The 22,682-nt window shown below is 54.0% G+C and carries 18 protein-coding genes; 3 read left to right on the top strand and 15 right to left on the bottom strand.

What is annotated here, in order from left to right:
* Window positions 1–6: 6 nt before the first annotated feature.
* The 6 genes from icmH to ACJJIF_RS16145 form a co-directional block, all read right to left on the bottom strand.
* The gene (icmH, locus tag ACJJIF_RS16170; protein WP_444929353.1) at window positions 7–870 is read right to left on the bottom strand and encodes a type IVB secretion system protein IcmH/DotU; all 864 of its coding nucleotides are present in this window, start codon (window positions 868–870) and stop codon (window positions 7–9) included.
* Window position 871: 1 nt separating this feature from the next.
* Window positions 872–2,209: a type VI secretion system baseplate subunit TssK gene (gene tssK, locus ACJJIF_RS16165; RefSeq protein WP_444929352.1), complete on the bottom strand. Its 1,338-nt coding sequence runs from the start codon at window positions 2,207–2,209 to the stop codon at window positions 872–874.
* Window positions 2,210–2,261: 52 nt separating this feature from the next.
* Window positions 2,262–2,921 (bottom strand): type VI secretion system lipoprotein TssJ, encoded by a 660-nt coding sequence (tssJ, locus tag ACJJIF_RS16160; protein ID WP_444929351.1) that lies wholly within the window; start codon window positions 2,919–2,921, stop codon window positions 2,262–2,264.
* Window positions 2,899–4,887: a type VI secretion system-associated FHA domain protein TagH gene (gene tagH / locus ACJJIF_RS16155; protein ID WP_444929350.1), complete on the bottom strand. Its 1,989-nt coding sequence runs from the start codon at window positions 4,885–4,887 to the stop codon at window positions 2,899–2,901. The genes tssJ and tagH overlap by 23 nt, the downstream gene beginning before the upstream one ends.
* Before the next feature lie 88 nt (window positions 4,888–4,975).
* The gene (locus ACJJIF_RS16150; protein WP_444929349.1) at window positions 4,976–6,406 is read right to left on the bottom strand and encodes a type VI secretion system contractile sheath domain-containing protein; all 1,431 of its coding nucleotides are present in this window, start codon (window positions 6,404–6,406) and stop codon (window positions 4,976–4,978) included.
* A gap of 58 nt (window positions 6,407–6,464) precedes the next feature.
* Window positions 6,465–7,232: a transposase gene (locus ACJJIF_RS16145; RefSeq protein WP_444929348.1), complete on the bottom strand. Its 768-nt coding sequence runs from the start codon at window positions 7,230–7,232 to the stop codon at window positions 6,465–6,467.
* A gap of 188 nt (window positions 7,233–7,420) precedes the next feature.
* On the opposite strand from ACJJIF_RS16145, the gene ACJJIF_RS16140 reads away from it, so the two are divergent.
* The 3 genes from ACJJIF_RS16140 to ACJJIF_RS16130 all read left to right on the top strand — a co-directional run bounded on the left by ACJJIF_RS16140 (window position 7,421) and on the right by ACJJIF_RS16130 (window position 12,507).
* Window positions 7,421–8,284 (top strand): Stp1/IreP family PP2C-type Ser/Thr phosphatase, encoded by an 864-nt coding sequence (locus tag ACJJIF_RS16140; protein WP_444929347.1) that lies wholly within the window; start codon window positions 7,421–7,423, stop codon window positions 8,282–8,284.
* Between the two features lie 23 nt (window positions 8,285–8,307).
* Window positions 8,308–11,391, top strand: coding sequence for a DUF6531 domain-containing protein (locus ACJJIF_RS16135; protein WP_444929346.1), 3,084 nt, complete (start codon window positions 8,308–8,310; stop codon window positions 11,389–11,391).
* Between the two features lie 93 nt (window positions 11,392–11,484).
* Window positions 11,485–12,507 (top strand): succinylglutamate desuccinylase/aspartoacylase family protein, encoded by a 1,023-nt coding sequence (locus ACJJIF_RS16130; protein ID WP_444929345.1) that lies wholly within the window; start codon window positions 11,485–11,487, stop codon window positions 12,505–12,507.
* A gap of 8 nt (window positions 12,508–12,515) precedes the next feature.
* Here the strand turns inward: ACJJIF_RS16130 and ACJJIF_RS16125 are convergent, their stop codons facing one another.
* The 9 genes from ACJJIF_RS16125 to miaA form a co-directional block, all read right to left on the bottom strand.
* Complete coding sequence (locus ACJJIF_RS16125) at window positions 12,516–13,736, bottom strand: lytic murein transglycosylase (protein ID WP_444929344.1); 1,221 nt, start codon at window positions 13,734–13,736, stop codon at window positions 12,516–12,518.
* A gap of 178 nt (window positions 13,737–13,914) precedes the next feature.
* Window positions 13,915–14,568 (bottom strand): PAQR family membrane homeostasis protein TrhA, encoded by a 654-nt coding sequence (gene trhA, locus ACJJIF_RS16120; protein WP_444929343.1) that lies wholly within the window; start codon window positions 14,566–14,568, stop codon window positions 13,915–13,917.
* A gap of 139 nt (window positions 14,569–14,707) precedes the next feature.
* Window positions 14,708–16,030, bottom strand: a complete 1,323-nt coding sequence (locus tag ACJJIF_RS16115; RefSeq protein ID WP_444929342.1) for an adenylosuccinate synthase — start codon at window positions 16,028–16,030, stop codon at window positions 14,708–14,710.
* Between the two features lie 112 nt (window positions 16,031–16,142).
* Window positions 16,143–17,336, bottom strand: coding sequence for an ATP phosphoribosyltransferase regulatory subunit (locus tag ACJJIF_RS16110; RefSeq protein WP_444929341.1), 1,194 nt, complete (start codon window positions 17,334–17,336; stop codon window positions 16,143–16,145).
* Between the two features lie 196 nt (window positions 17,337–17,532).
* The gene (gene hflC / locus ACJJIF_RS16105; RefSeq protein WP_444929340.1) at window positions 17,533–18,432 is read right to left on the bottom strand and encodes a protease modulator HflC; all 900 of its coding nucleotides are present in this window, start codon (window positions 18,430–18,432) and stop codon (window positions 17,533–17,535) included.
* 11 nt (window positions 18,433–18,443) lie between these two features.
* On the bottom strand, window positions 18,444–19,595 hold the full coding sequence (hflK, locus tag ACJJIF_RS16100; protein WP_444929339.1) for an FtsH protease activity modulator HflK: 1,152 nt from the start codon (window positions 19,593–19,595) through the stop codon (window positions 18,444–18,446).
* A gap of 185 nt (window positions 19,596–19,780) precedes the next feature.
* Window positions 19,781–21,091 carry a ribosome rescue GTPase HflX gene (hflX, locus tag ACJJIF_RS16095; protein ID WP_444929338.1) on the bottom strand — a complete coding sequence of 437 codons (1,311 nt, stop codon included), beginning with the start codon at window positions 21,089–21,091 and terminating at the stop codon, window positions 19,781–19,783.
* Between the two features lie 131 nt (window positions 21,092–21,222).
* On the bottom strand, window positions 21,223–21,507 hold the full coding sequence (gene hfq, locus ACJJIF_RS16090; protein ID WP_020413623.1) for an RNA chaperone Hfq: 285 nt from the start codon (window positions 21,505–21,507) through the stop codon (window positions 21,223–21,225).
* Between the two features lie 190 nt (window positions 21,508–21,697).
* Window positions 21,698–22,621 (bottom strand): tRNA (adenosine(37)-N6)-dimethylallyltransferase MiaA, encoded by a 924-nt coding sequence (gene miaA, locus ACJJIF_RS16085; protein ID WP_444932370.1) that lies wholly within the window; start codon window positions 22,619–22,621, stop codon window positions 21,698–21,700.
* Window positions 22,622–22,682 lie beyond the last annotated feature (61 nt).

Below are 22,682 nucleotides of genomic sequence, written 5' to 3'. Positions count from 1 at the left end.
CGAGTGTTAGCCGTCCCCCTGTGGAGACTCATTATCACTCTTGGACAAATCTAGAATTTGGTCTGCGACCGGTGTCGTCGTTTCATAGAGCCACCAGCGATAACCACTATAAGTTGCAACTAGCAACCCCAGCACAACACTCATGATCACCCACAGGGGAATGTAGTGGATCAGTCGGGATTTTCGCTCTACACATCCCTGCCAGCGCGGCGAAAGATCCCGGTCCATCGGCTGCTTGTGCTGCTCAATGGTTCTATAGAGTTCATCGCGAATTTGCTCTATTTGTTCGTGTCCACGCTGCACTAGGCGATACTTACCTTGGAAGCCGAGGCTTAAGCACAGATAAAAGAGTTCGAGGAGCTCTAAGTGACTCGCAGGTGTTTCCAGCATGCGCTGTAAAATGGCAAAACACTTCTCTCCACCAAAAGTCTCTTGGTGGAATAGGCTGAGTAAAGAGTGCTGACTCCAACCGCTGGCGGTGCCCCAGGGGGTGGTCAAAACCACTTCATCCACAACGGTGCAGAGCAGGTAACGGGCAGTCAAAACTGACTCGGGTGTTAAGGCGAGTCGCTTTGCTTCCTGTTCAAAACTCTGGATCTCCGTGGTAAGACGCTTGTGCAGGTCTGGCACATTAGCATGATTCATTGTTGTGCGTAATTTAATAATTACGCCTAACAATTTTGAGGCCGCTGATACCAGAGGATTGAGGCTATTGCGTACCTGAACCTCAACTGGGGCATCCTGGCTAGCAAAAAATTGCGGCTGAGCTTGTGCTGCCGCCGGTGCTGCCGCAGCACCGGGGGTGGGAATCAAAACGGTTCTATCGCCGGCATTGGGAGCATGCGGCGGAGTAAAATGGTTATTACTCATATCAATTGTTCCTTACGGCCCAGAGTTCCATGGTCAACCCAGGGAACTCGGCACCAAGATGTACCGCAAAACCGCCCGAGCGGGTCATGGCCTGCCATAACTCTCCGCTCCGCTCGACTTCAAAATAAGTAAACCCGGCGTGGTATGGGATTTGTCGCGGAGCCACAGGCAGGGGGCGCAGAGACAGGCCGGGCAACTGAGCGGAAATAAGTTCTCTGACAGCCTCGACAGGGGCAAGTTTCGCCTGGGTTGGAAAGCGGCTGCGCAAAAGATCACCGGGCATATCTGCTTTCGCAGCCATAATAAAGCTGGCCGTTTTTAATAGTGAAGGATCGGTTACTGGCGCAACATAAATGCCAAACTTGCGCTGTACCAACTCCATAGCGATCGCTGTTTGCTCCAGCACTGTGGAAAGAGACTGCCTCAATGCAGAAAACACTCCTGCAAAGCTCTGCTGTAAATCTTCATGGGCATAGGCTGGAATTTCCGGGGGGCGTTTCGACGCTGAAGTAAAAGTCGAAAGCTCACCGGCCAACTGTAGCAGTTCGAGAAATAAGCTGTGCGGGTGCAGGCGAGGCTGAGCTGTAATCTGTTTTAACAATGGCTCAAAGCGGTTAATCACTTGCAACAATAAATAATCGGCGATTTCTGCCGAGCCACTCCTGCCACTGTCACTGAGGCGATGCCCAAGAGCCGTGCCACGGTGATCGAGCAGCCCTTTAACTTCTTCAATATAAGCATTGATTACCGGAGAAGTCTCCGCATTTAACAGCGGAGGAATATAGTCCGCATCCAGTTCTACCGGTTTTTCCGGCTGGCGCTCCTTAATCCGAGCAACACCAATGGCTGCATAACCACTCAGGTCGTCACTGCCCAACTTCAAGCAAGCTCTTAATTTGCCCACCTGAATTCGTGCGGACTCACCGGATGATGCCGCACTATTGCGGGCATCAAAATTTGAGGCTTGATAGCGCGCCTGCGGAAAGTCCTCTTGGTCCCGAATAGACTCCTGACTGCCTGGACGCTTCATTGGTACACACAGGTAGACTATTTCATCGCGGGTATTCACCGGAACGTCCAGAACGTCCGGCAAATGCTCGTTTTCAGGGGCTAGTATCGGTGTGCCATCGGGGAAAACCGCTTTGACTCTCGATAGAGAAATTTTTCCCATCGATAAGGGTTCACTGTCAATCGCCAGCTCCACAAACCCCCAGGTATAAGGCCCGAGCGACGCTGTACGCGCTTCGACAAGCTGTTCGAGATAGCGATCCTGCTGTTGAAAATGCTGAGGGCGCAAAAACATGCCCTCGCTCCAGATCACTTTATTGTTTGCCGACATAAATGTTCCTTAGACAAGCTCGCATAATATTTCCGAGGCACAATTTTTTGCCCTACTGAGCCCGCTGCATATCAGGGAGCGTTTTTTTCATTCTTTCGTAATCTTCTTTGGAGATTGTCACTGTATCTCCATTGCCATCTTCGCGATCGCGACTAATCAGTTTTGCCCGGCGACGCTTGGCAATATCATCGGGGGTACCAATTCGAGTATCGGCAAGCGACACCTCATAGGTATTCTTTTTATGGTCTGTAACCGGTAAAACCATTAATGCCTCGGCATCCTGATACTGTACAAACTCAGCCAAAAGCCCGATATATTTTACGTCTGGAGTCAATGCCAGCTCTTCGATACGCTGCTCTCCAGGAGCAAATTCTTTAAGAACAACAGTGCCAAGCAGATCTTTACCGAGGCGGGACTGCGCGTTTTCGTACAAATTAAGAAAATCTTCCCGGGCAAACTGGCGTTCATCCGCGAGCATAAATACTCGTATCACGACGGGCGAAGCGCGGCCATCATCATCCGGGTTCACATCATTTTGTGTATCCACAACCAATTCGAGGCTGGTATCCAGATTTAAAGTTCGCCTTGTTGTTTGACAGCCGACAACAGCGACGGCTAAAACTGCAATTAAACCGACCTGAAATAATTTTTTAATCGACACAAGCAACTCCTTCTTTTCCGTCAATTTATTAATTTTTAATACTTCGCGCATTTTTTAACTCTGATAACTGATTCTCATAAGTCACTGCAAATTCATCACCAAACAACTTGCGATAGCAATTATCCGGATCAGCTAGCAACTCCCGATAAACTGCAGTGAATCCTTCCCATTTTTTGGCATTTTTATTGGAAAAAACACTGGAGGTATTTCCCAGCCTGCGCTCAATATTTTCCGGGCTAAAGAATTTGAGCATGGCGCTGTAACCGGCTCTCATACCAGCCAAAACCGCAACTTGATGATCTGATAAATCATCAAAGCTATCTTTTACCGCCTCAGCCGGATTCATAAACGCACCGGTACCGGCAAACATAGCCTCCAGGGCGTCCCGCTCAGTCACACTAAATTTCAGCGGATTATTGGCTTCCGTTTGAATCATGGTTCTCTGCACGCGCAGCTCATTCTTAATGCTGTTTCTCGCACGCAAAAGATCAATCAGACGAGCCACTGTCTCTCGCACAATTTCAGCGCCCTGCTGGTCAGCCTGCTGCAACTGAACCGGATTCATATTTAAACCCAGCGCGGAGGCTAAAACACTGCCCCCAGGGGAGCCAGTAACAGGAGGCTCGGGCAAGTGTGAGAACTGTTGCGCCTGGGTAGCCAGGTCCTCCGGTGAGGAAGCCTGCCCGGAACCAAACCCCGGGGTGCCATTCACTTGCTGTCCCTCCATCGCAGCAAAAGAGTCTGCGAAGGAATTGTCCTGCATGGTTGGAGGTACTAACTGCTGATTAAAAGTCGGGGGAGTCTGCCCGGTCTGCCCGGTCTGCACTGGCGGAAACTGGGAATGCTGCTGCATTGGCGGCAACTGGGAATGCCGCTGCACTGGCGGAAACTGGGACTGCTGAGGCTGCTCTATTGGCGGCAACTGGGAATGCTGCTGCACTGGCGGAAACTGGGACTGCTGAGGCTGCTCTATTGGCGGCAACTGGGAATGCTGCTGCACTGGCGGAAACTGGGACTGCTGAGCCTGTTCTATTGGCGGCAACTGGGAATGCTGCTGCACTGGCGGAAACTGGGACTGCTGAGCCTGCTCTATTGGCTGCAGCTGGGGCTGATCGAACTGTGACGGCGGTATAGAGTTCCCCACAGTTTGCTGCGGCATCTCCCCCAATCCTCCTGCTGGGGGTCGAGGCACCAACGGAGATTCTGGCTGTAAATCTGTCTCAGCAGCAGTTTCCAACACCTGCGAAGGATTTACCTGCATCGAATGCTGGTGGGCTGGCACGTGATCTTCTTCGCTACCCTCTTTCCACCACTCGTCATCGGAGGACCACTGATCAGCAGATTGCTGCTGGCCCGGGGTGCGCAGGAGGCTACCCAGTGATGATTCTGGCGCGCCCCCGCCCAGGCCCGGTTGCTCAAAGGCGAGGAGCGGGTCTAAGGAGCCCGATTGCCCAGTGATAAGGCTGTCACTCGTTGCTGTATTAACTTGACTGCTAGCCCCTATCGACCCCCACTCCCCGGTTTCAGAAGTATTGGCGGGGGCACCGGACCCCGGCACAAGATAACTATCCAGCTCCTTTGCATCAGCTTGGTTTTTCATTTTTGCCATAGCATCCGCACTGAATGTCGTTCGATCTGAATTATCGAAAATATCTGAACTACCCAGGCCTTTAGGAAGATCTCCCTCCTCTTTGGGCTTGCGCACTGAAACTTTTAACTTATATTCCCCAAGAGCGATTATATCGCCCTCTTTTAACGGGACTTGATTGCCCTTTCCTAACGGATTTTCCGAGTCGTTGTAATAGGTACCATTGGTACTAGTATCCACTAGAAAATACTGGTTCTCAGCAAAGCAAATCTGAGCATGCTTTGAGGACACCACTCGATCGGGATCGGGCAAAACCCAATAATTATCGGCAGAGCGACCCAGACTGCCACCAGCTTTCGTGAACAGTTTTGTATGTTTAAGCATATTGGCGCCGGAGGGGTCAGCCAATACAGATAGAATTAGATCCATTTATTCCTGACTCACAATAGTGGTTTATTCACAGTCTTCAGGTAAATTTGTTGCCTGTGCAACGCTATAAAGCCCTAGCCGCTGACACTTAAGTCCAGGGGCCCTTGAGTGTACCGCCCCCCAGGGAGGTAAATCGAGGCAAAATTACCTGATCGCGCCCCTGTACTGAACGCAGAGTACTAAGACCAGCCTGCATAAACTTTGCCGCAGACCGATCTGTCAGCAGTGCTTCTGCACAGGGGGTCAACCACTCACCATGGGGTAATTTGCGCAAGTGAAGAGGCAAATTTTCATAGCTTGCAGATGACGGGGGCTGCAATTTGCCAGTTTCAGAAAAATCCTGGCAAACCCCTAAGGCCAATAGGTAAACACTGTTTCCCCAGAGATAATACTCGTGGCCCTGCTCAGGGGTTAACTCTTCAAAATTAAAACACTCTGTAGTCGAGGTATCTTTTCCAAAAGGAAGCCTCAACATAAACCGGGGAGCTGCCAGCGCCACATGCTCACTCGCCGAGTACTCACGTACCGCTTGCCAACTTTCCGCGAACTGGTCACTCAGGGGGTAATACCAATCATCAGGGTCCACAGAACCCGATAAATTGGGACAACCTGCCAGCTTTGGATCTCCGCCCAGCAAAAGGGCGCTGTCCGCTGCCTCTGCGATTGTCGACAAATCTATCAGCAGATGCAGGTCCCGCTCGTCATCGGTAATAAAATAATCCCCTATGACCAAGTTATAAGGGATATTTCCGGATGCGGTTTCACGCTCAACCAGTAATTTAAATACCTGTGATTTTTCCAGGTCATTTTCGGCCTCAGCAAAGTCGGCAAGTAGCTCTTCTTTACTGACGTCTATCAAGTAAAAATCCAGATTTTTGTGCTCTTCGACACGCCTCAATAGAAGCTGCAGGCTCAGCCAACTGGCCTCCAACTGGCGAAAATCACTGTGATGCATCAATTTTCGCATCGAATCCGAAGTCGCCTCAGCCAGTGCATCCAGGTACTCAGCCTGCCGGGGGTCCTCACTTTTCTGTACAAAGGGAGCCACAATATCTTTGATCAGCCGGTCAACCTGGAAAGTATTCTGACTTTCTCTCTCATTGCGCTCACGACCAGCGGCCAGGATTGCATCTAAAACGGACTGTTCACTACTGTGCTGCTGCAGCTCTGGCTGAGCCGTCAGCTCTGGCTTCCACTGCTGTATCTCCTCCGCAGCCTGTGGGAACTGGCGCGGATCGAGCAGTCTGCGCTCCAGCTCGATAAACTTCTTAAACAGCGGCAAACGGCTATACAGGTAGTCCGGATGCAAATCATCAAAGCAGGGTAAGCCCAGGGGGCGATCCATGACCGGCAGCTGTAAACTCACCCCGAGGTCGGCAAAAACACCCTCAAAGGTATCCCGGTTCAGCAAATATACCCTGCGACTGGAAATCGTATCCGGCTCACACTGACAGCGGCTCCCTCTTCCACTGAAGTCCCCCAGGATAGCAACTTTTAATCTATCAGTGCCTAAATCCATAACTGGTTTTTCCTTATTGTTATCACCAAGGATCTGAAATCCCGCAGAAATACTGGGCCTACTCACAATTTGTCACCTGCTGACAGGGCTTATCGCCCTGCTTTATATCGAGCGTTTCTTTAGACTTTTCTGCGGCTTTATTTACTTTTTTGGGACGGCCGCGCTTTAGTGGCCGCACCCTTTGGTTAACGACCTGTTCAATTTTTTCTTTAAACGCATCCCCACCGAGCACATGACCTAATTTAATCGTCTCGGCGATGTAGTCGAGCAGCTTTCGGTCAAAGCTATACTGGAACAATTTCCTATAGGATTGCGCCCTCTCCACCGCAGTATCCCCCAGGGACAGGTACAAACGGTGATCCTTAATCAAATTATCTTTCTTAATGTTTGCATGGTGATTAAAACTTGACCAGTCGTACTCCTCAAGGGAGTCAGCCAACCCCATGTACAGGGGACGCAACTCTACATACCGGTAGCAGGTCAGCAGGTATGCGTCAGAATCAATCAAACTGGACTTATAACGCCCCCGCCACAGTGTCCCCGAGCGCTTATAGCGATGGTTGACAAACTGTACGTAGCGGCGCCCAAGAGATTGCATCATAGATGATATCCCATCCGGAATCCTAGGCGTAGCTATGATCTGGATCATATTGGGCAGCAAAACATAAGCGTGAACATCAACGCCATACTGGTCCGACGCGTTACGTAAACTAATCAAATAGTATTGATAATCCTCCTCAGCAAAGAAACAGGGCAGATTGTTGTGACCGACCTGCACAATATGTTGGGGAACATTTATCAAATTGAGCCTGGGCAAACGGGGCATTTTGCCTATGGGTCCTTTGTAGCGGGCTTAAAGCCTTTTGGGTAAATTGTTAAAGTCGCTATTATCGCAAATCAATTAAAAGTATTTCAAACTTGATATACGAGTAAATTAACATTACTTTCGCGGTTCGATTGTAATAATATTACGCCCTATTATTTGCTTTTTATTCAAGGGGAGTTGCACCAGACATGGATCAAATAAGTCTGGCGGTCAACGGGCGCACTGATATTGGCCAAGTTCGAGAGGAAAACGAAGATTGTATTCGCTGGCATGCGTCGGCGGATCAACCCTTTGCCTATATTGTGGTGGCCGATGGTATGGGCGGTTACACCGGTGGTGCCACTGCCAGTAAAATTGCGGTAGAGACGGTTCAAGCCCATCTCGATGACCTGCTGAAACACACTTTTTTCTCCTGCACATCCGAACAGCAACAGCTTATATTGCGCGCGACCATTATTGACGCGATAAATAGCGCAAATACGGCACTTCTCAACACAAAAAACCTAAACCCCCAGTTCTCCAACATGGGAACAACACTGGTTGTAGCGGTCATGTGGCGCGATTTTTTAATCGTTGCACATATCGGCGACTCTCGCGCATATCTATGGAACAATTATGGATTACAGCGCCTTACAAAAGATCACAGTGTTGTACAGGAAATGGTTGATTCTGGTCAATTAACTCCCGAACAGGCCAAAGAGTCCAATATTCGCAACCACATTACCCGCGCCCTGGGTGTTTCCAATAGTATCGAAGCCGACATTAACAGCTGGAAACTCACGGAAAACGCACTCCTGTTGTTATGTAGCGACGGTTTGACTGAATATCTCGATGATCACGCGATCGAGCGAGTGCTCGCCACTCACCGCCCCGCTCTGGAATGTGTGTACCGCTTTATTGACGACGCCAATAGACTTGGTGGACGCGACAATATTACTGCGGGAATACTGGAATATTCTTCACAACCATTGCACCAGATACTGCCTCAAGAACAAAATGTTACCGAACGTCCCAAATCTCCTGATGTAACCATTCGAAAGTTACACCGTTAATTTGTTTTATCGGATATTGCCATATGACACCGGAGCGTCTCACCCAACTAATAGCAAATTTACTCGACGCACTCACCCCTCCGCCAATCCCCCAATCTCACGAGAACCCCGCATCGGCTATACGCTGGTGCTCCGAAGTCGAGCAATTACTGGGAAATACCCCGCACAACCTGTGGCGGGAAGACTTTTGGCCAGATCTACCGCGCATTATCGCCAATCGATATACGATCGACTCAGCACCCATGGTGCCCCTCCTCTATAACGCCGATAGTAATTCAACCCAGCTGATCAATGTCCCCGGGGTCAATCCTGAAAATAAGGTGGTGCCCGCCCTGGATCGCAGTCACCGAGTTGCCGGACATATTGTCAGCGCAACGGGAGAGGTGGTTTTTGAGCGAACAGATATAGTGATTCCCGGGCCCCTACCTTTTAAATGGAAGCGCTACTACCGTTCATCTATCCATGAGGATATCGGTATCGGTGTGGGTTGGCGGCACTCCCTCAGCGAACAGCTGGTTGTGCAGGACAATACGGTCGAGCTGATCACCGCCGAGGGCAGATCCGTAAAATTCAAATTACCCGCTATTGGTCACGGGTGCTACAACCGCTTTGAACGGTTGATGCTATCCCGACAGAGCCTGCACAGCTACTGCGTAACCACATTCGATCAACAGCACAAAATTTTTCGCTCCGATGGGGTCAATAGCGCTTTACCCCTTACAGAGATTAGGGATCAATTTGGCAACGCCTTAACAATTGACTACCGGGAGGGCTTACCGCAAAAAATAATCAGCTCTTGGGGCCGCGTCATTGAATTTAATTGCCAAAATAGTCACATCTATAGCCTGATAAATAGTCATGCCGCAGAGGAGCAGAGCGATCTCTGCTGGTACGACTACCAGGAAGATCTATTAGTTAACAGCGGAAGTGGGCTAAAAAAAGAAAGGTATCGATACAAAGATACAAAAATCGCCCACCTGGACAACAGTCAATCTGGCGAGTGTCAGTTTATATATGACACCGATAATCGCTGCCATCGAATAAAGTCCAACGACTTAGACATCAATATTAGCTGGCAGGCAAATAACAATACCTGTACGGTCGAACCAGAATCATCCAGTCCCATTTATCTTCGCTTTAACAAATTCGGCCTACGAATCTCTGAACGTCAGCAATCGCATACCCTAAACTGGCTCTTTGACTCCTACGGCAACCTGTGTGAGAAAATTAAAGCTGATGGCCAGAGAGTCTTTTTCCGTCACGATGAATTTGGACGGCTTGTCCGCTCCACCTCCCAGCGCATTAGCAGTCGCTACATTTACGACGATATCGGTTACTTAAAGGCGGCGCTCATCAACGGTGAGACCCTGTGGCAATACCAGTTTAATGATAAAGGCCGCCCAGAGCTTATCATTGACCCCGCCCAACAAGCCTGGAAGTTCCTTTACACCGATCGGGGTCAACTGGCACGCGTCCAGGACCCAGAGGGGGGCAAAGTGGACTTCAGCTGGGATGGACAAGGTCAGCTGCAAAGTGTACGCCGGGAGGAAAAACGCCTGGACTTTGAGTACGACCACTGGCAGCGAATCACTTCACTAAAAGTGAACGGCGAAGTATGGCGCGAGTGGAGCTATGGCCATAGCGGCGAATTGCGCGAGGCCCACCTCGGCACTTACCAATACGGCCTGGGCTACTCCGAACGCGGCCTACCCAATGCCATCCACGGGGATAGCGGCCAAAGTCTTCTCTGTGATTACAACCGTGCCGGCAAGCCCTGCCATATCAATTTTGCCGATGGCAACAACTGGGAACTGCGCTATAGCCCGAAGGGTGAGCTAACCAGCCTGGAAACGGCGGAGGGGAGCTACCACTGGGAATACGACTGCCATGGACAACTGGTCAGGCACACGGCGCCCGGGGAGCGAATCTGGCGCTGGTACTACAATATCAACGGCAGTCTACATGAATATTGTGATAATGATTCCCGCTGGTACTTCAATTACAACAGCAGCGGCGCACTAACCGACATTCGCAATAACAGCGGTCAAAACTGTGAGTTTCACTACGATCAACAGCACAGGCTGGTACAGGCAGATAACGCCCTATCCTCGGTCCGCTTTAAATACGACAATCGCGACCGGATAATTGCCGAACACCACGACAGTGCCGAGGTCCGGGACTTCAGCCTCCAATACCAATACGACAAACGCGGCTGGCTAAAAAGCGCCAGCTCCGACAATCTCGATTTATCCTATACATTTGCTCCCAGCGGGGCTCTCTATGGCATTGATGCCAACGGTGAGTCGGTGCTCCGCACCGAGGCCAAAGACCAGGGTATCCTCCAGGTTCAGGGAGAGCTGCGCAGCAGCCACAAATATTTGTTTGGACACCTGACTGAGGTGGAATCTGGCCAGGCACTCGCCTGGCAATTTGACAAAACGTCCCCCCTGCAATTGACCAACCCGCTGCGGGCCCAGCAGCTCCCCAGCCTGCCCGAGACCGAGAGTGACAAACGCGGCAATATTATCAGCCAGGGTAATATTGCCGGGCGCAAGGATTCCCAGTACCAATACGATGGCTGGGGCCTGATGAGTCATGCTGAGTGCGGCGAGTTTAAAACGTATTTCCGCTATGATCCTTTCGGTCGGCGATTGAGCAAAACCTGCACACACAGAAAGTCGACTCGTCAGCGCCGTGTTGTCACTATTTGGAGCAGTCTGGGAATCTGGGGAGAAATTCACAATATCGACGGCAAATCCCGGGGTTTAAGCCACTGGATTAACCACCCGCAAACCGATGCCATTCTCTGCCAGTGGAGCCCCGATAATATCGAGTACTACCTTACCAACCCCGACGGCAGGCCACTCGCCATTTTTGATGCCCAGGGCACTATCCAGTGGTCCCAGAGCGGAGAGCCCGTAGAGAAAGGTAAAGACCCCCGCAACCAGAGCCCCAGTGCTTGGCGGGGAGCAAACTTACTCGCCGATATGGAAACCGGGCTCTGGTATCACCCTTCCGGCTACTGGAGTCCCAGTCTCGGTATCTGGCTAAATGGGGAGCGCTCACACAACTTGGCGAGTTCGGCCCCAGTTATCGGGCAGCTGTAACCGGGTATTCGGGCAGCGACCTCAACAGTCACTGGCCGAAGCCGCGCTGATCTGGCTATACACTTTGGGGGTATCTATCTACCCGTAAGTGTTATGGAAGAGCGCTCGGAGTTTGAGATCGGTGGGATCCACGTCGCCAGGGGCGAGTCCTGCCATATCGACCTACCCATTGTCAGGCTGTATACAAGTACAGATATGGCGATTCCCGTGTATGTGCGGCGCGGCAAAAAAGATGGCCCCAAGATATTTGTCTGCGCTGCCCTACATGGCGATGAACTCAACGGCATTGAGGTAATAAGTCGCCTTATCCAGAGTAGCAGGCTGAGATCCCTGCGCGGAACTCTGATTGCCGTGCCGATGGTTAACGTTTACGGGGTATTACAGCACACCCGCTACTTGCCGGACCGGCGGGACCTCAACCGCTCATTCCCCGGTTCGGCGAAGGGCTCTCTCGCCGCGCGTATGGCTCACGTCTTCCTCAAGGAGATAGTCAGCAAGTGTGACTACGGTATCGATTTGCATACAGGTGCCATCCACCGCAGTAACCTTCCACAAATTCGCGCCAATCTGGACGATGCACAAACTCGCAGAATCGCCAAAGCTTTTGGTGTTCCCGTATTACTCAACGCCTCAATTCGCGATGGCTCCCTGCGCCAGGCGGCCGCAGACCTTGGGGTCAGAGTGTTGCTATATGAGGCCGGCGAAGCCCTGCGCTTCGATGAGCTCTGTATTCGCGCCGGCGTAAAAGGGGTAATCAACGCACTGAAGTGCTTGGAAATGCTGCCAAAAACCCGCAAAACGAATGTTATTGAGCCGTTTGTCGCTCGGCGAAGTGGCTGGCTGCGCGCGGCAGACAGCGGCATCGCCAAGTACTGCAAAGCACTTGGCGATCGGGTCTACCGGGGCGACTTGCTGGCAACCATCGCCGACCCCTACGGCCAGGAACTAGACCAGGTATTCTGCAATGCGGACGGGATAATTATTGGCCGGCAAAATATCCCCCTGGTGCAGGAGGGAGAGGCGATATACCACATCGCCTACTTCCGCGAACCCGAGGGTGTTGCCGAAAATCTGGAGCTGCTCCAGGATACCCTGCTACCGGACGAAGACTTTTAGAGCACCCTCTACGGTTTTCGCAACAGCTCCAGTACTTCTTTGCTCGGATACCCCTGAACTTCAACGCCGGCACGCTTTTCAAATTCGCGCACCGCCTTGCGTGTGCCCGGCCCCGCCTTGCCGTCGATTTCACCGCTGTAGAGGCCCCTCTGCTTGAGTAGCCTCTGCAACTCTTCCACCTGAACACTATCGAGCGGTGTAAACGGGCGCTCCCAGTCATTGACCAGCGGAGCCCCGCCGCCAATCCGATCTGCCAGCAGGCCGATAGCGATGGCATAGCGGTCGGAGTTGTTGTAGCGCTTGAGGACAAAGAAGTTCTTGAAAACCAGGAATACCGGACCCTTGCGCCCATTCGGCAGCTTTAACTCGGCAATGGCTTTTTTACTGGGAAAGGCCTTGCCGTTGGCCCGGGTAACCCCGAGCTTTTCCCACTCGGTCACGGCCATCTTGCCCGCCGGCATTTTACCGGCGGGGATATTGACCTCGTAACCCCAGGGTTTGCCCCGCTGCCAGCCGTTACTGGAGAGCAAGTTGGCAGCGGTGGCCAGTGCATCCGGAACAGAGTTCCAAATATCCCTTTTGCCATCTCCATCGATATCGATTGCGTAGGCCTGATAGCTGGTGGGGATAAATTGGGTATGCCCCATTGCCCCGGCCCAGGAGCCCAGCAACTGCTTACCTTCGATATCGCCGGCCTGCAAAATCTTTAACGCAGCCAGCAACTGCTGGCGACCAAATTTCTTGCGCCGGGGATCCGCATAGGCCAGTGTTGCCAGGGAGCGAATCACACTGCGCATGACCTTGTCGTTGCCGAGGATGCCGCCAAAGCTGGATTCCACCGACCAGATCGCCAACAGGATATTGGGGTCCACCCCGAAGCGCTTCTGGATCTTGTCCAGCCAGGGCTTCACCTTGACCTTTTCGCGCTTGCCCCGCTCAATTGCTCTCTTTTGCACCCGGTTGTCAAAGTACTGCCATACCGGCGCTTTGAACTCGGGCTGGTAATTGGCGCGATCCAGTACCCACTGATCCGGGGAATTGATGCCCTGAAAGGCTCGATCGTAAACTTGTGCAGAGATACCGTTGTCGATCGCCGTTTTGCGGAACTCTTTTACCCACTGCTCGAAAGCCGGGTCGGCTCTCTCTTGTGCGTGGGTATTGGAAACCAGGAGAGCCGCGCTGATAGCGAGGATAGCGGATAGATATTGAAACCACTGCATTCTGGGCATGGAGTTACCTTAGACACAACTTTTGCTCGCTCAAGGGTAGAACGAGCCACCCTTATCCGAAAGGTGGACCGGTCGGTAACCGTTGAACTTCCCACCCACTATTAAACTGGACAGTCACTCCAGGGGGAAGTTCGCGCTGCTCACCTTGAGAGTGAGCCCTGCCGCAAAACAGGAAAAATTACGGGATGACGTAAAACAACACCGCAAAGAAATGCAAAATACCGCCCGCCAGTACAAAGAGGTGCCAAATGGCATGGTGGAAGCGCAGGCTGCGCCAGAGATAAAAAGCGATTCCGCCGGTGTAACAGAGACCGCCCAACACTAACAGCCACAGGCCGCCAGTTTCCAGGCTATCCGACAGCGGCTTGATAGCCGCGACCACTACCCAGCCCATCAGGGCGCTGAGGGTAATCGACAGGGCTCGGATCTTCTTCAAGGGGGTGAACTGGATAATCAACCCGACCAGCGCGAGCCCCCAAATAATCCCGAACAGCCACCAGCCCCAGGGGCCCCGCAGAGTGACCAGGGTGAAGGGGGTGTAGGTTCCCGCAATCAAAAGAAAGATCGATGAGTGGTCCAGAGTCCGCAGTATCTCCTTGGCGCCGATATGGCTGACGGCGTGATACAGCGTGGAGGCGAGGAAACACAGTATCAGCGTGGAGGCATAGACGCTGGAGCTGACAATATGCCAGGCATCGCCACGCAAAGCGGCGAAACCACTTAATACCCCCAGACCGGCAATCGCCAGCAGGGCCCCAATACCATGGGTGACGCTATTGGCGATCTCTTCAGCGAAACTATAACGACTGGCAACAGAAACGGAAGATGACATAAATTAGCCCGGTTAAATTCGGCTTATTGGCCCACATAGAATGTTCGACCAATAATTTGAAACAGGCCTAATGATCAGAGGCCTCACTTAAAATAGCAAGGCCTTACCGGGCGTATACTCACAACCGAGCAGTCAGAGCTTAGACGCTGGCGTTGTGAATACCCATTTCGCAAAGAGCGGAAGATTCGCGAACAATGGTTTCGTTGCGATCGGGACCGGTAGAAACAATATCTACAGGCGCGCCTACCAGCTCTTCGATACGGGCGATATAGGCGCGCGCATTGGCCGGCAGATCCGCTTCGCGACGCACACCGAAGGTATTTTCGGTCCAGCCGGGCATAGACTCATATACCGGCTCGACGTCTTCCCAACCTGCGGCATCAAAAGGTACCGGTACTTCTTCACCGGCACTGTTGCGGTAGCCCACGCACACCTTCACTTCCTCTAAGCCATCGAGAACATCCAGTTTGGTCAGGCACAGACCGGAGATGCTGTTGATGCGGATCGCGTGGCGCACAGCAACGGCATCAAACCAACCGGTGCGGCGCTGGCGGCCGGTAGTGGCACCGAACTCGTGACCTTTCTCACCCAGGTGACGGCCGACTTCACAGTCAAGCTCAGTGGGGAAAGGACCGCCGCCGACGCGAGTGGTATAGGCCTTGGTAATGCCCAATACATAGTCCAGGTACAGAGGACCAAAACCAGAACCAGTAGCGGTACCACCGGCAGTGGTATTGGAGGAGGTCACGAACGGGTAGGTACCGTGGTCGATATCCAGCAGGGAGCCCTGGGCGCCTTCAAACAGGATGTGCTCGCCGTTCTCGCGCGCTTTGTGCAGGTGGTCGGCAACATCGGTGATCATCGGCACCAGTTGCTCGCGCCAGATCTTGGCCTGCTCAACGGTATCTTCATAGCTCACCGGATCTACTTTGTAGTATTCGGTCAGGGCGAAGTTGTGGTAGTCGATCAGTTCCTTCAGCTGGTTGCAGAAGTTATCCCAGTTGCACAGGTCGCCCAGGCGCAGACCGCGACGGGCGACTTTATCCTCGTAGGCGGGGCCGATACCGCGACCGGTAGTGCCGATCGCTTTGGCGCCGCGCGCCTTTTCACGGGCCTGGTCGAGGGCGACATGCACCGGCAGAATCAGCGGACAAGCCGGGGACAGGCGCAGGCGCTCGCGCACGGGAACTTCGCGCTCTTCCAGTTCGGCCATCTCCTTCAGCAGCGCTTCCGGGGAGAGCACCACACCGTTGCCGATCAGGCAGGTAACACTGGGGCGCAGGATGCCGGAGGGGATCAGGTGCAGTACGGTTTTTTCACCATCGATAACCAGGGTGTGACCCGCATTGTGGCCGCCCTGGAAACGCACGACCAGCGAGACCTGCTCGGTTAGCAAGTCGACAATTTTGCCCTTGCCCTCATCGCCCCACTGGGTCCCCAGTACTACTACGTTCTTGCCCATCTGTATAAATCTCTAAACTCAGGTTTTTCTCTGCAGGAGCCGGGGCCCCTCATAAATGGATGTCTGCGGGCGAGCCCGCTGGATACTAGGCACATCCACTGCGCCCGAAAAATCAGTCTCGCGGCTTAACCACCCACGATTCGCCCTCTGCCACCAACTCGCGGTCACAGCGGGACTCCAGTTCACTATCGACGCCACCGGCGAGGGCTGTGATAACCACTTCGCCGCGCTCCCGCAGCTCGTGAACCGCCTTCCACAATTCGGCGGCTCGGGAGCCGCTCACATCTGGCGCCAGTATTGCAGCGCGCTCGTCTACGGCGGCGCTGCCCAGGTTACTCAATGCCACCAGGTCACTACTGAAGCCCGTGGCCGGGCGATCGCGCCCAAATACAGCGCCGATACCGTTGTAGCGGCCACCGTTGGCCAGCGCCTGGCCGTGCCCCGGTGTATAGGCGGCAAAGACCAGACCGGTCTCGTAGTCGTAACCGCGCACTTCGCTCAAATCGAAGAACAGCGTGACTTCCGGGTAGCGTTCGCTCAGGGCCTCTGCCACCTGCCTCAGATCGGAGACTGCCGCCAACAGGTTTTGCGGGGCGCCCGTAAACAGCTCGCGGGCGCGATCCAGACACTCCCGATCCCCAACCAGCCCCGGCAGGACTTTTAACCACTCGGCAGCTTGCTGATCGGCGACATTCTCCTCGACCCACTCGCACAGATCTGCGGTCGCTTTACTCTGCAGCATTGCCGACAGGGCGCTGCGCTGCTCGCCGTTGAGACCCGCCGCTTCCACCAGGCTCTGGTAAATAGCCACGTGGCCCAGGTCCAGATGCACCTGACGGATACCGGCAACCTGCAGGCTCTGTAACATCAGCGAGATCACCTCGAGATCCGCACTGAGGCTGTCTACACCAAACAGCTCGGCACCGACTTGTATCGGCGCCCGCGAGCCCATCGGCGTTCGCGGCTTGGTGTATACCACCTGGCCGGCATAACAGAGACGATTGGCGCCCCGGCGGGGGAAACTGTGGGCATCGATTCGAGCCGTCTGCGGAGTCATATCCGCGCGTATCCCCAGGGTGCGACCGGATATCTGGTCGGTGACCTTGAAGGTGCTCAGATCTACATCATGGCCCATCCCGATCAGGAGGGAGTCAGTAAATTCCAACATCGGCGGTATCACCAACTCGTACCCCCAACAATGATAGAGGTCCAGTAGTCGGCGGCGCAGAGTTTCCAATTGCACGGCATCCGCAGGCAGAATTTCTGCAATGCCATCCGGCAACATCCAGCGATCGGCTTGAGTCATGATGAAATGAATTCGTCAGCGAAGAAATTGCGGTGCCGCAGCGCTTCCCACAAATAAGCCACAGCACTTCCCACAAAAAAACCGGGCGAGGCCCGGTTTGCGTGATTTTAGCATCAAGTGCTGACAGGAAGGTAGGGTTATCGAAACCGAGCCCGCGCGCATAGCACCGGCACCCGCTGCTATGCGTGGCTCAGCCTTACTCTCCCTTGGGGTCTTTCAGATAGCGGAAGAATTCACTATCCGGGTCGACCAGCAACATATCCGACTTGCTCTGGAAGGACTCTTTATAAGCCTGCAAACTGCGGGTAAAGCGATAGAACTCCGGGTTTTTGCTGTAGGCCGCCGCATAAATAGCTGCCGCCTCCGCATCACCGGCACCGCGCAGCTCTTCGGACTTGCGGTAGGCCTCGGATTCAATCACCACTTTCTGGCGATCTGCGTTGGCCTTGATACGCTCACTAGCCTCCTCACCCTTGGCGCGGTGATCCCGCGCTTCCAGTTCACGGCCGGCGCGCATCCGCTGGAATACGGACTCGGAGACTTCCGGCGGCAGGTCGATGCGCTTGACCCGCACATCGATCACTTCCACACCCAGACTCTTCTGGGCAACCTGACTCAGGTTCTTGGTGATCTCCGCCATTAGCGCATCGCGCTCATCCGTATCTTCCTTGTCTACGTTCTCACCGCTGACTACCTCGTGCAGTGTGCGCACACCAAACTGGTTGCGCAGGCGGTCGTTGATTTGCTCTGACAACAGACGCACCGCATTGCGCTCATCACCGCGAGTGGCGATATAGAACTTATCCACATCGGAGATTCGGTACTTAGCGTACGAATCAACCATCATAAATTTGTTCTCACTGTTGAGCATACGCACGGGGCTGGAATCCACCGTTTGAATGCGCGCGTCAAACTTGCGCAGCTTTTCCGCAATAGGAAACTTGAAGTAAAGCCCCGGCTCGGTATAGGTGCGCACCAGCTCACCAAAGCGCAGCAACACGGCTTTTTCAGTCTCTTTCACCACAAAGGCGCTGGAGGAAAGAACCAGCACGCCCAGCAGGATGACAACAATAATACCCAGTGTTTTGTTATTCATATCATCCCCTCCTAGCGAATAGCCTGGCTGCGGCGGCTACTGGCGGTATCCTGGCGCAGACGCTCAACAATACGCTGGTAGACTTCCTCAATCATGACCGGCGAGGTGCCCTGGCTCTGGGCCGCGCGCACCGCACCCGCACTCCCCTGTGCCAGCTTGTCCAGCGGTAGATACATCATGTTATTGCCGCCCTCGACGTCCACCATCACTTTGGAGGTGCTGGACATCACATCCTGCATCGCGTCCAGATAGAGGCGTTCGCGGGTCACTTGCGGGGCGCGCTCGTATTCGGCCAGCAGCTTCTCAAAGCGCACCGCCTCACCGCGGGCACTCTCCACTACGCGGGCCTTGTAGGCCTCGGCCTCTTCGATAATGCGCTGAGCCTGACCGCGAGCCACCGGAATTTTCTCGTTGGCGTAGGCCTGGGCTTCATTTTGCAGACGCACTTCGTCCTCACGGGCCTTGGTGACATCGTCAAAGGCATCCTGAACCTCGCGCGGCGCCTTGGCGTCAGTGAGGTTGACCACATCCACTCGAATACCGGTCTGGTACAGATCCAGATACTCCTGCAATCGCTGCTGAGTATCGGCAGAGACCTGGGTCCGGTTCTGTGAGATCACACCGTTGAGGCTGAGAGAGCCGACGACGTGGCGCAGGGCGCTATCGGTCGCCTCCTGTAAACTCTTCACCGGGTCGCGAACCCGCAGAACGAAGGACTCGGCATCGCCAACCTGCCACTGCACGGTGAGTACCACCTCTACAATATTGGCGTCTTCGGTCAGCATCTGCCCGGTCGTGCGCTCGGTGCGCACCTCGGTCATATTCACCTTGGTCACGCTATCGATCAGCGGCGGATTCCAGTGCAGACCGGCGGACTCTGTCGAGTGGTATTTACCCAGGCGCAAAACAACCGCCTGTTCGTTGGCATTGACCTGATAAATCCCCAGGCCACCGTAAATCAATACAGCGAGACCAATCACCAGTACCCAGGGAAATTTGGCTGAATCGCCACTGGGGCTGCTGCCGCCACCGCCAAACAGGCCACCTAGTCGCTGCTGAATTTTTCGCAATAGTTCATCGAGATCCGGCGGGCCTCCGCTATTGCGGTTACCGCCACCACCCCAGGGGTCTTTATTGTTACCACCCGGCTCATTCCAGGCCATTTAACTTACTCCAACTATGATCACTTAATCGTTTACTTCGGCGGATTCTAGCATCCCTTGCCGACAAAATATTGCCGGCAGCCCCCGCCTGAGACAAGTGGCTGGCCCGTGAAGACCAACCCCAAATAAATTCGACTACAAACTGCAATATGGCCTGAATTTAACCATCAGTATTTATACGACAACTACTCGGCAAGCGGCTCTTCTGGCGACCATTCCGGCGCATCACTGCCGCCGATATGTGGTGCCAGTAGACGCTGGAAATCGCTGTGCGGCAACAGTATTTGCAGTTCGCAGTCACCGTTATCGCGATAGCCTTCAGACTGCACCGCATTGATCTCAAACAGCTGTGCCCGCAGCCTGGACTGGTGGGGTTTTACCACCAGCTGCCCGCGCACCATTTGCTCCCCCAGGCGCTCGGCAATCGCTTCGATTAGAAGCTCACAACCTGCGCCGGTTGCCGCAGAGAGCCACACGGCCCGGGGCACCCCCTGATCGTCCCGGTCTATACGCGGCGCGAAGTCCGCCAGCAGATCAATCTTGTTGTAGACAACCAGCTGCGGCAGTTCTGAGGCATCAATTTCCTCCAGAACCGTTTGTACCTCTTCCATCAGGTGCAGGCGATCATCTGCCGCAGCATCCACCACATGCAGAAGCAAAGTCGCGCTGGCGGCCTCTTCCAGCGTTGCCCGGAAAGCCTCTACCAGCTTGTGCGGCAAGTGAGAGACAAACCCCACCGTATCAGCCAGTACCATGGCGCCCACATTGGGTAATTCAACCCTGCGCATAGTGGGGTCGAGGGTGGCAAACAGTTGATCCCTGACATAGACATCTGCATCGGTCAGGCGATTAAACAGGGTCGACTTGCCCGCATTGGTATAGCCGACCAAAGATACCGTGGCCATTTCCGCCCGCGAGCGTGCGCGGCGCCCCTGCTCCCGCTGACGGCGCACCTTCTCCAGCCGCTTTTCGATGGAATCTATGCGTGCGCGCAGTAATCGCCGGTCAGTTTCCAGCTGGGTCTCACCGGGCCCGCGCAGACCGATACCGCCTTTTTGCCGCTCCAGGTGGGTCCAGCCTCGCACCAATCGCGTGGCCATATGGCGCAACTGGGCCAGTTCCACCTGTAGCTTGCCCTCGTGGGTTCGCGCACGCTGGGCAAAAATATCCAGAATCAGTCCCGTGCGATCCAGTACCCGGCATTTTAATTCGCGCTCGATATTGCGCTCCTGGCTCGGAGAGAGGATGTGGTCAAAGATAACCAGGGCGGCTTCCTGATCTTTTACCACCTGGCGAATCTCCTCCAACTTACCCCGACCGACAAAAGTCTTCGGGTCTGGAGTAGCGCGCTGGCCAAAAATAAAACTGACAGGATCTGCTCCGGCAGATAGGGCCAACTCCTCGAATTCACGAGGGTCGTCGGGACTGTCGATAGCGGAGAGTTCTAGGTGTACCAGTACTGCAAGTTCACCGGATTCCGGTCGATCGAAAAACAATGGGAATTCTCTATTGCGAAAAGGGCGCGACAGGCCCTGACTGAGGTGACAACCGGCAAGCCCTGCAAGGGGCTCACCGAGCTGCGGGCACCCCGATAAAGCGGGGCGCAGGTGAAACTGATACGGATCTCTTAGCTAAAAGATTCGCGCTCACCGCCTTCACCGTTACCCTCACCACCGTGCTGGGCTGCGGGATTCAACAGCGGTACGCGCACTGCACGCGACGGTACAACCGTAGAAATAGCGTGCTTGTACACCATTTGGCTCACAGTATTTTTGAGTAACACCACGAACTGGTCGAAAGATTCAATTTGCCCTTGGAGCTTGATGCCGTTTACCAGATAAATAGAAACCGGGATACGCTCTTTGCGCAATACGTTGAGGTAAGGGTCTTGTAAGCTATGCCCTTTTGACATCTTTTTTCTCCTTGTCAAAAAGCTGAATGCGGTATGCAGGCCGCAATCGCACCCGCGAAGAGCGCGGATCAAAAAACGACTGAGGTTGAATACGCGTATAAGTAGTGTAGTAGCGAGCCGGAAAAGGCCGGCTCTGTGAAAACTGACTGAACGGGCTTGTCGTTTAATAGCCCAACCACGTTATGGATGCTTAAGCGAGAAATTTCAAGGCTTCTGCCAATATTTCGTCACTCTCACGCACCCCGCCTTGCTCATCCTGAGTATACAAAGTTAGCAGGTCTGGCCAGCGCCGCAGCCAGGTTAACTGGCGCTTGGCCAGCTGTCTCGTCGCGGCAATTCCAGCGGCCACCATACCATCGTAATCGGTTTGCCCCTGTAAGTATTGCCAAACCTGTCGGTAGCCCACCGCGCGGATTGCCGGCAGGTCCTCATGCAGGTCTCCCCGCTCCCGCAGGCCCTGGACTTCATCGATAAAGCCCGCTGTGAGCATCTGGCGAAAACGCCGCTCGATACGCTGGTGCAGCAGGGAGCGATCGCGGGGCATAATAGCCATTTGGCACACTTGGTACTGCTGCTGTATTCCCCCAGCTTCCTGCTCGCGGCGCAGCTGCGAAAGCGGCACACCGGTGAGGCGATAAACTTCCAGGCCCCTCTCGATGCGCACCGAGTGATTGGGATGCAGCTCCGCCGCCAATTGCGGGTCCACCTGGGCCAGCTCCCCGTGCAGTGCCGGCCACCCCTCGCGCTCGGCGCGCGCTTCAATTTCTGCCCGCACTGTTGCATCGGCCTCAGGTAACTTGGCCATACCTTCCAACAGAGAGCGGAAATACAACATAGTTCCGCCAACCAGCAATGGCACTTTACCAGCAGCGGTAATTTCTGCCATGACTTCCAGCGCATCTTTGCGAAAACGGCCCGCCGAATAAGACTCGGCCGGATCACAGATATCAATCAGGCGGTGGGGATATGCAGCTAACTCCTCGGCTGAGGGTTTGGCCGAGCCGATATCCAGGCCTCGGTAGACCAGCGCGGAATCGACACTGATTAATTCCACCGGCAAGCGATCGGCCAGCGCCATGGCCAGATCCGTTTTGCCCGAAGCCGTCGGCCCCATCAGAAAAATTGCACGGGGCTTGTCGCCCGGCGAACTGTTATTCAATTTACCACCCACTTCT

Source organism: Microbulbifer regidiadema (SeqCode), from assembly GCF_052467605.1.
The sequence above is the reverse complement of the archived record's forward strand: the minus strand, read 5'-3'. Positions and strand labels throughout refer to the sequence as shown.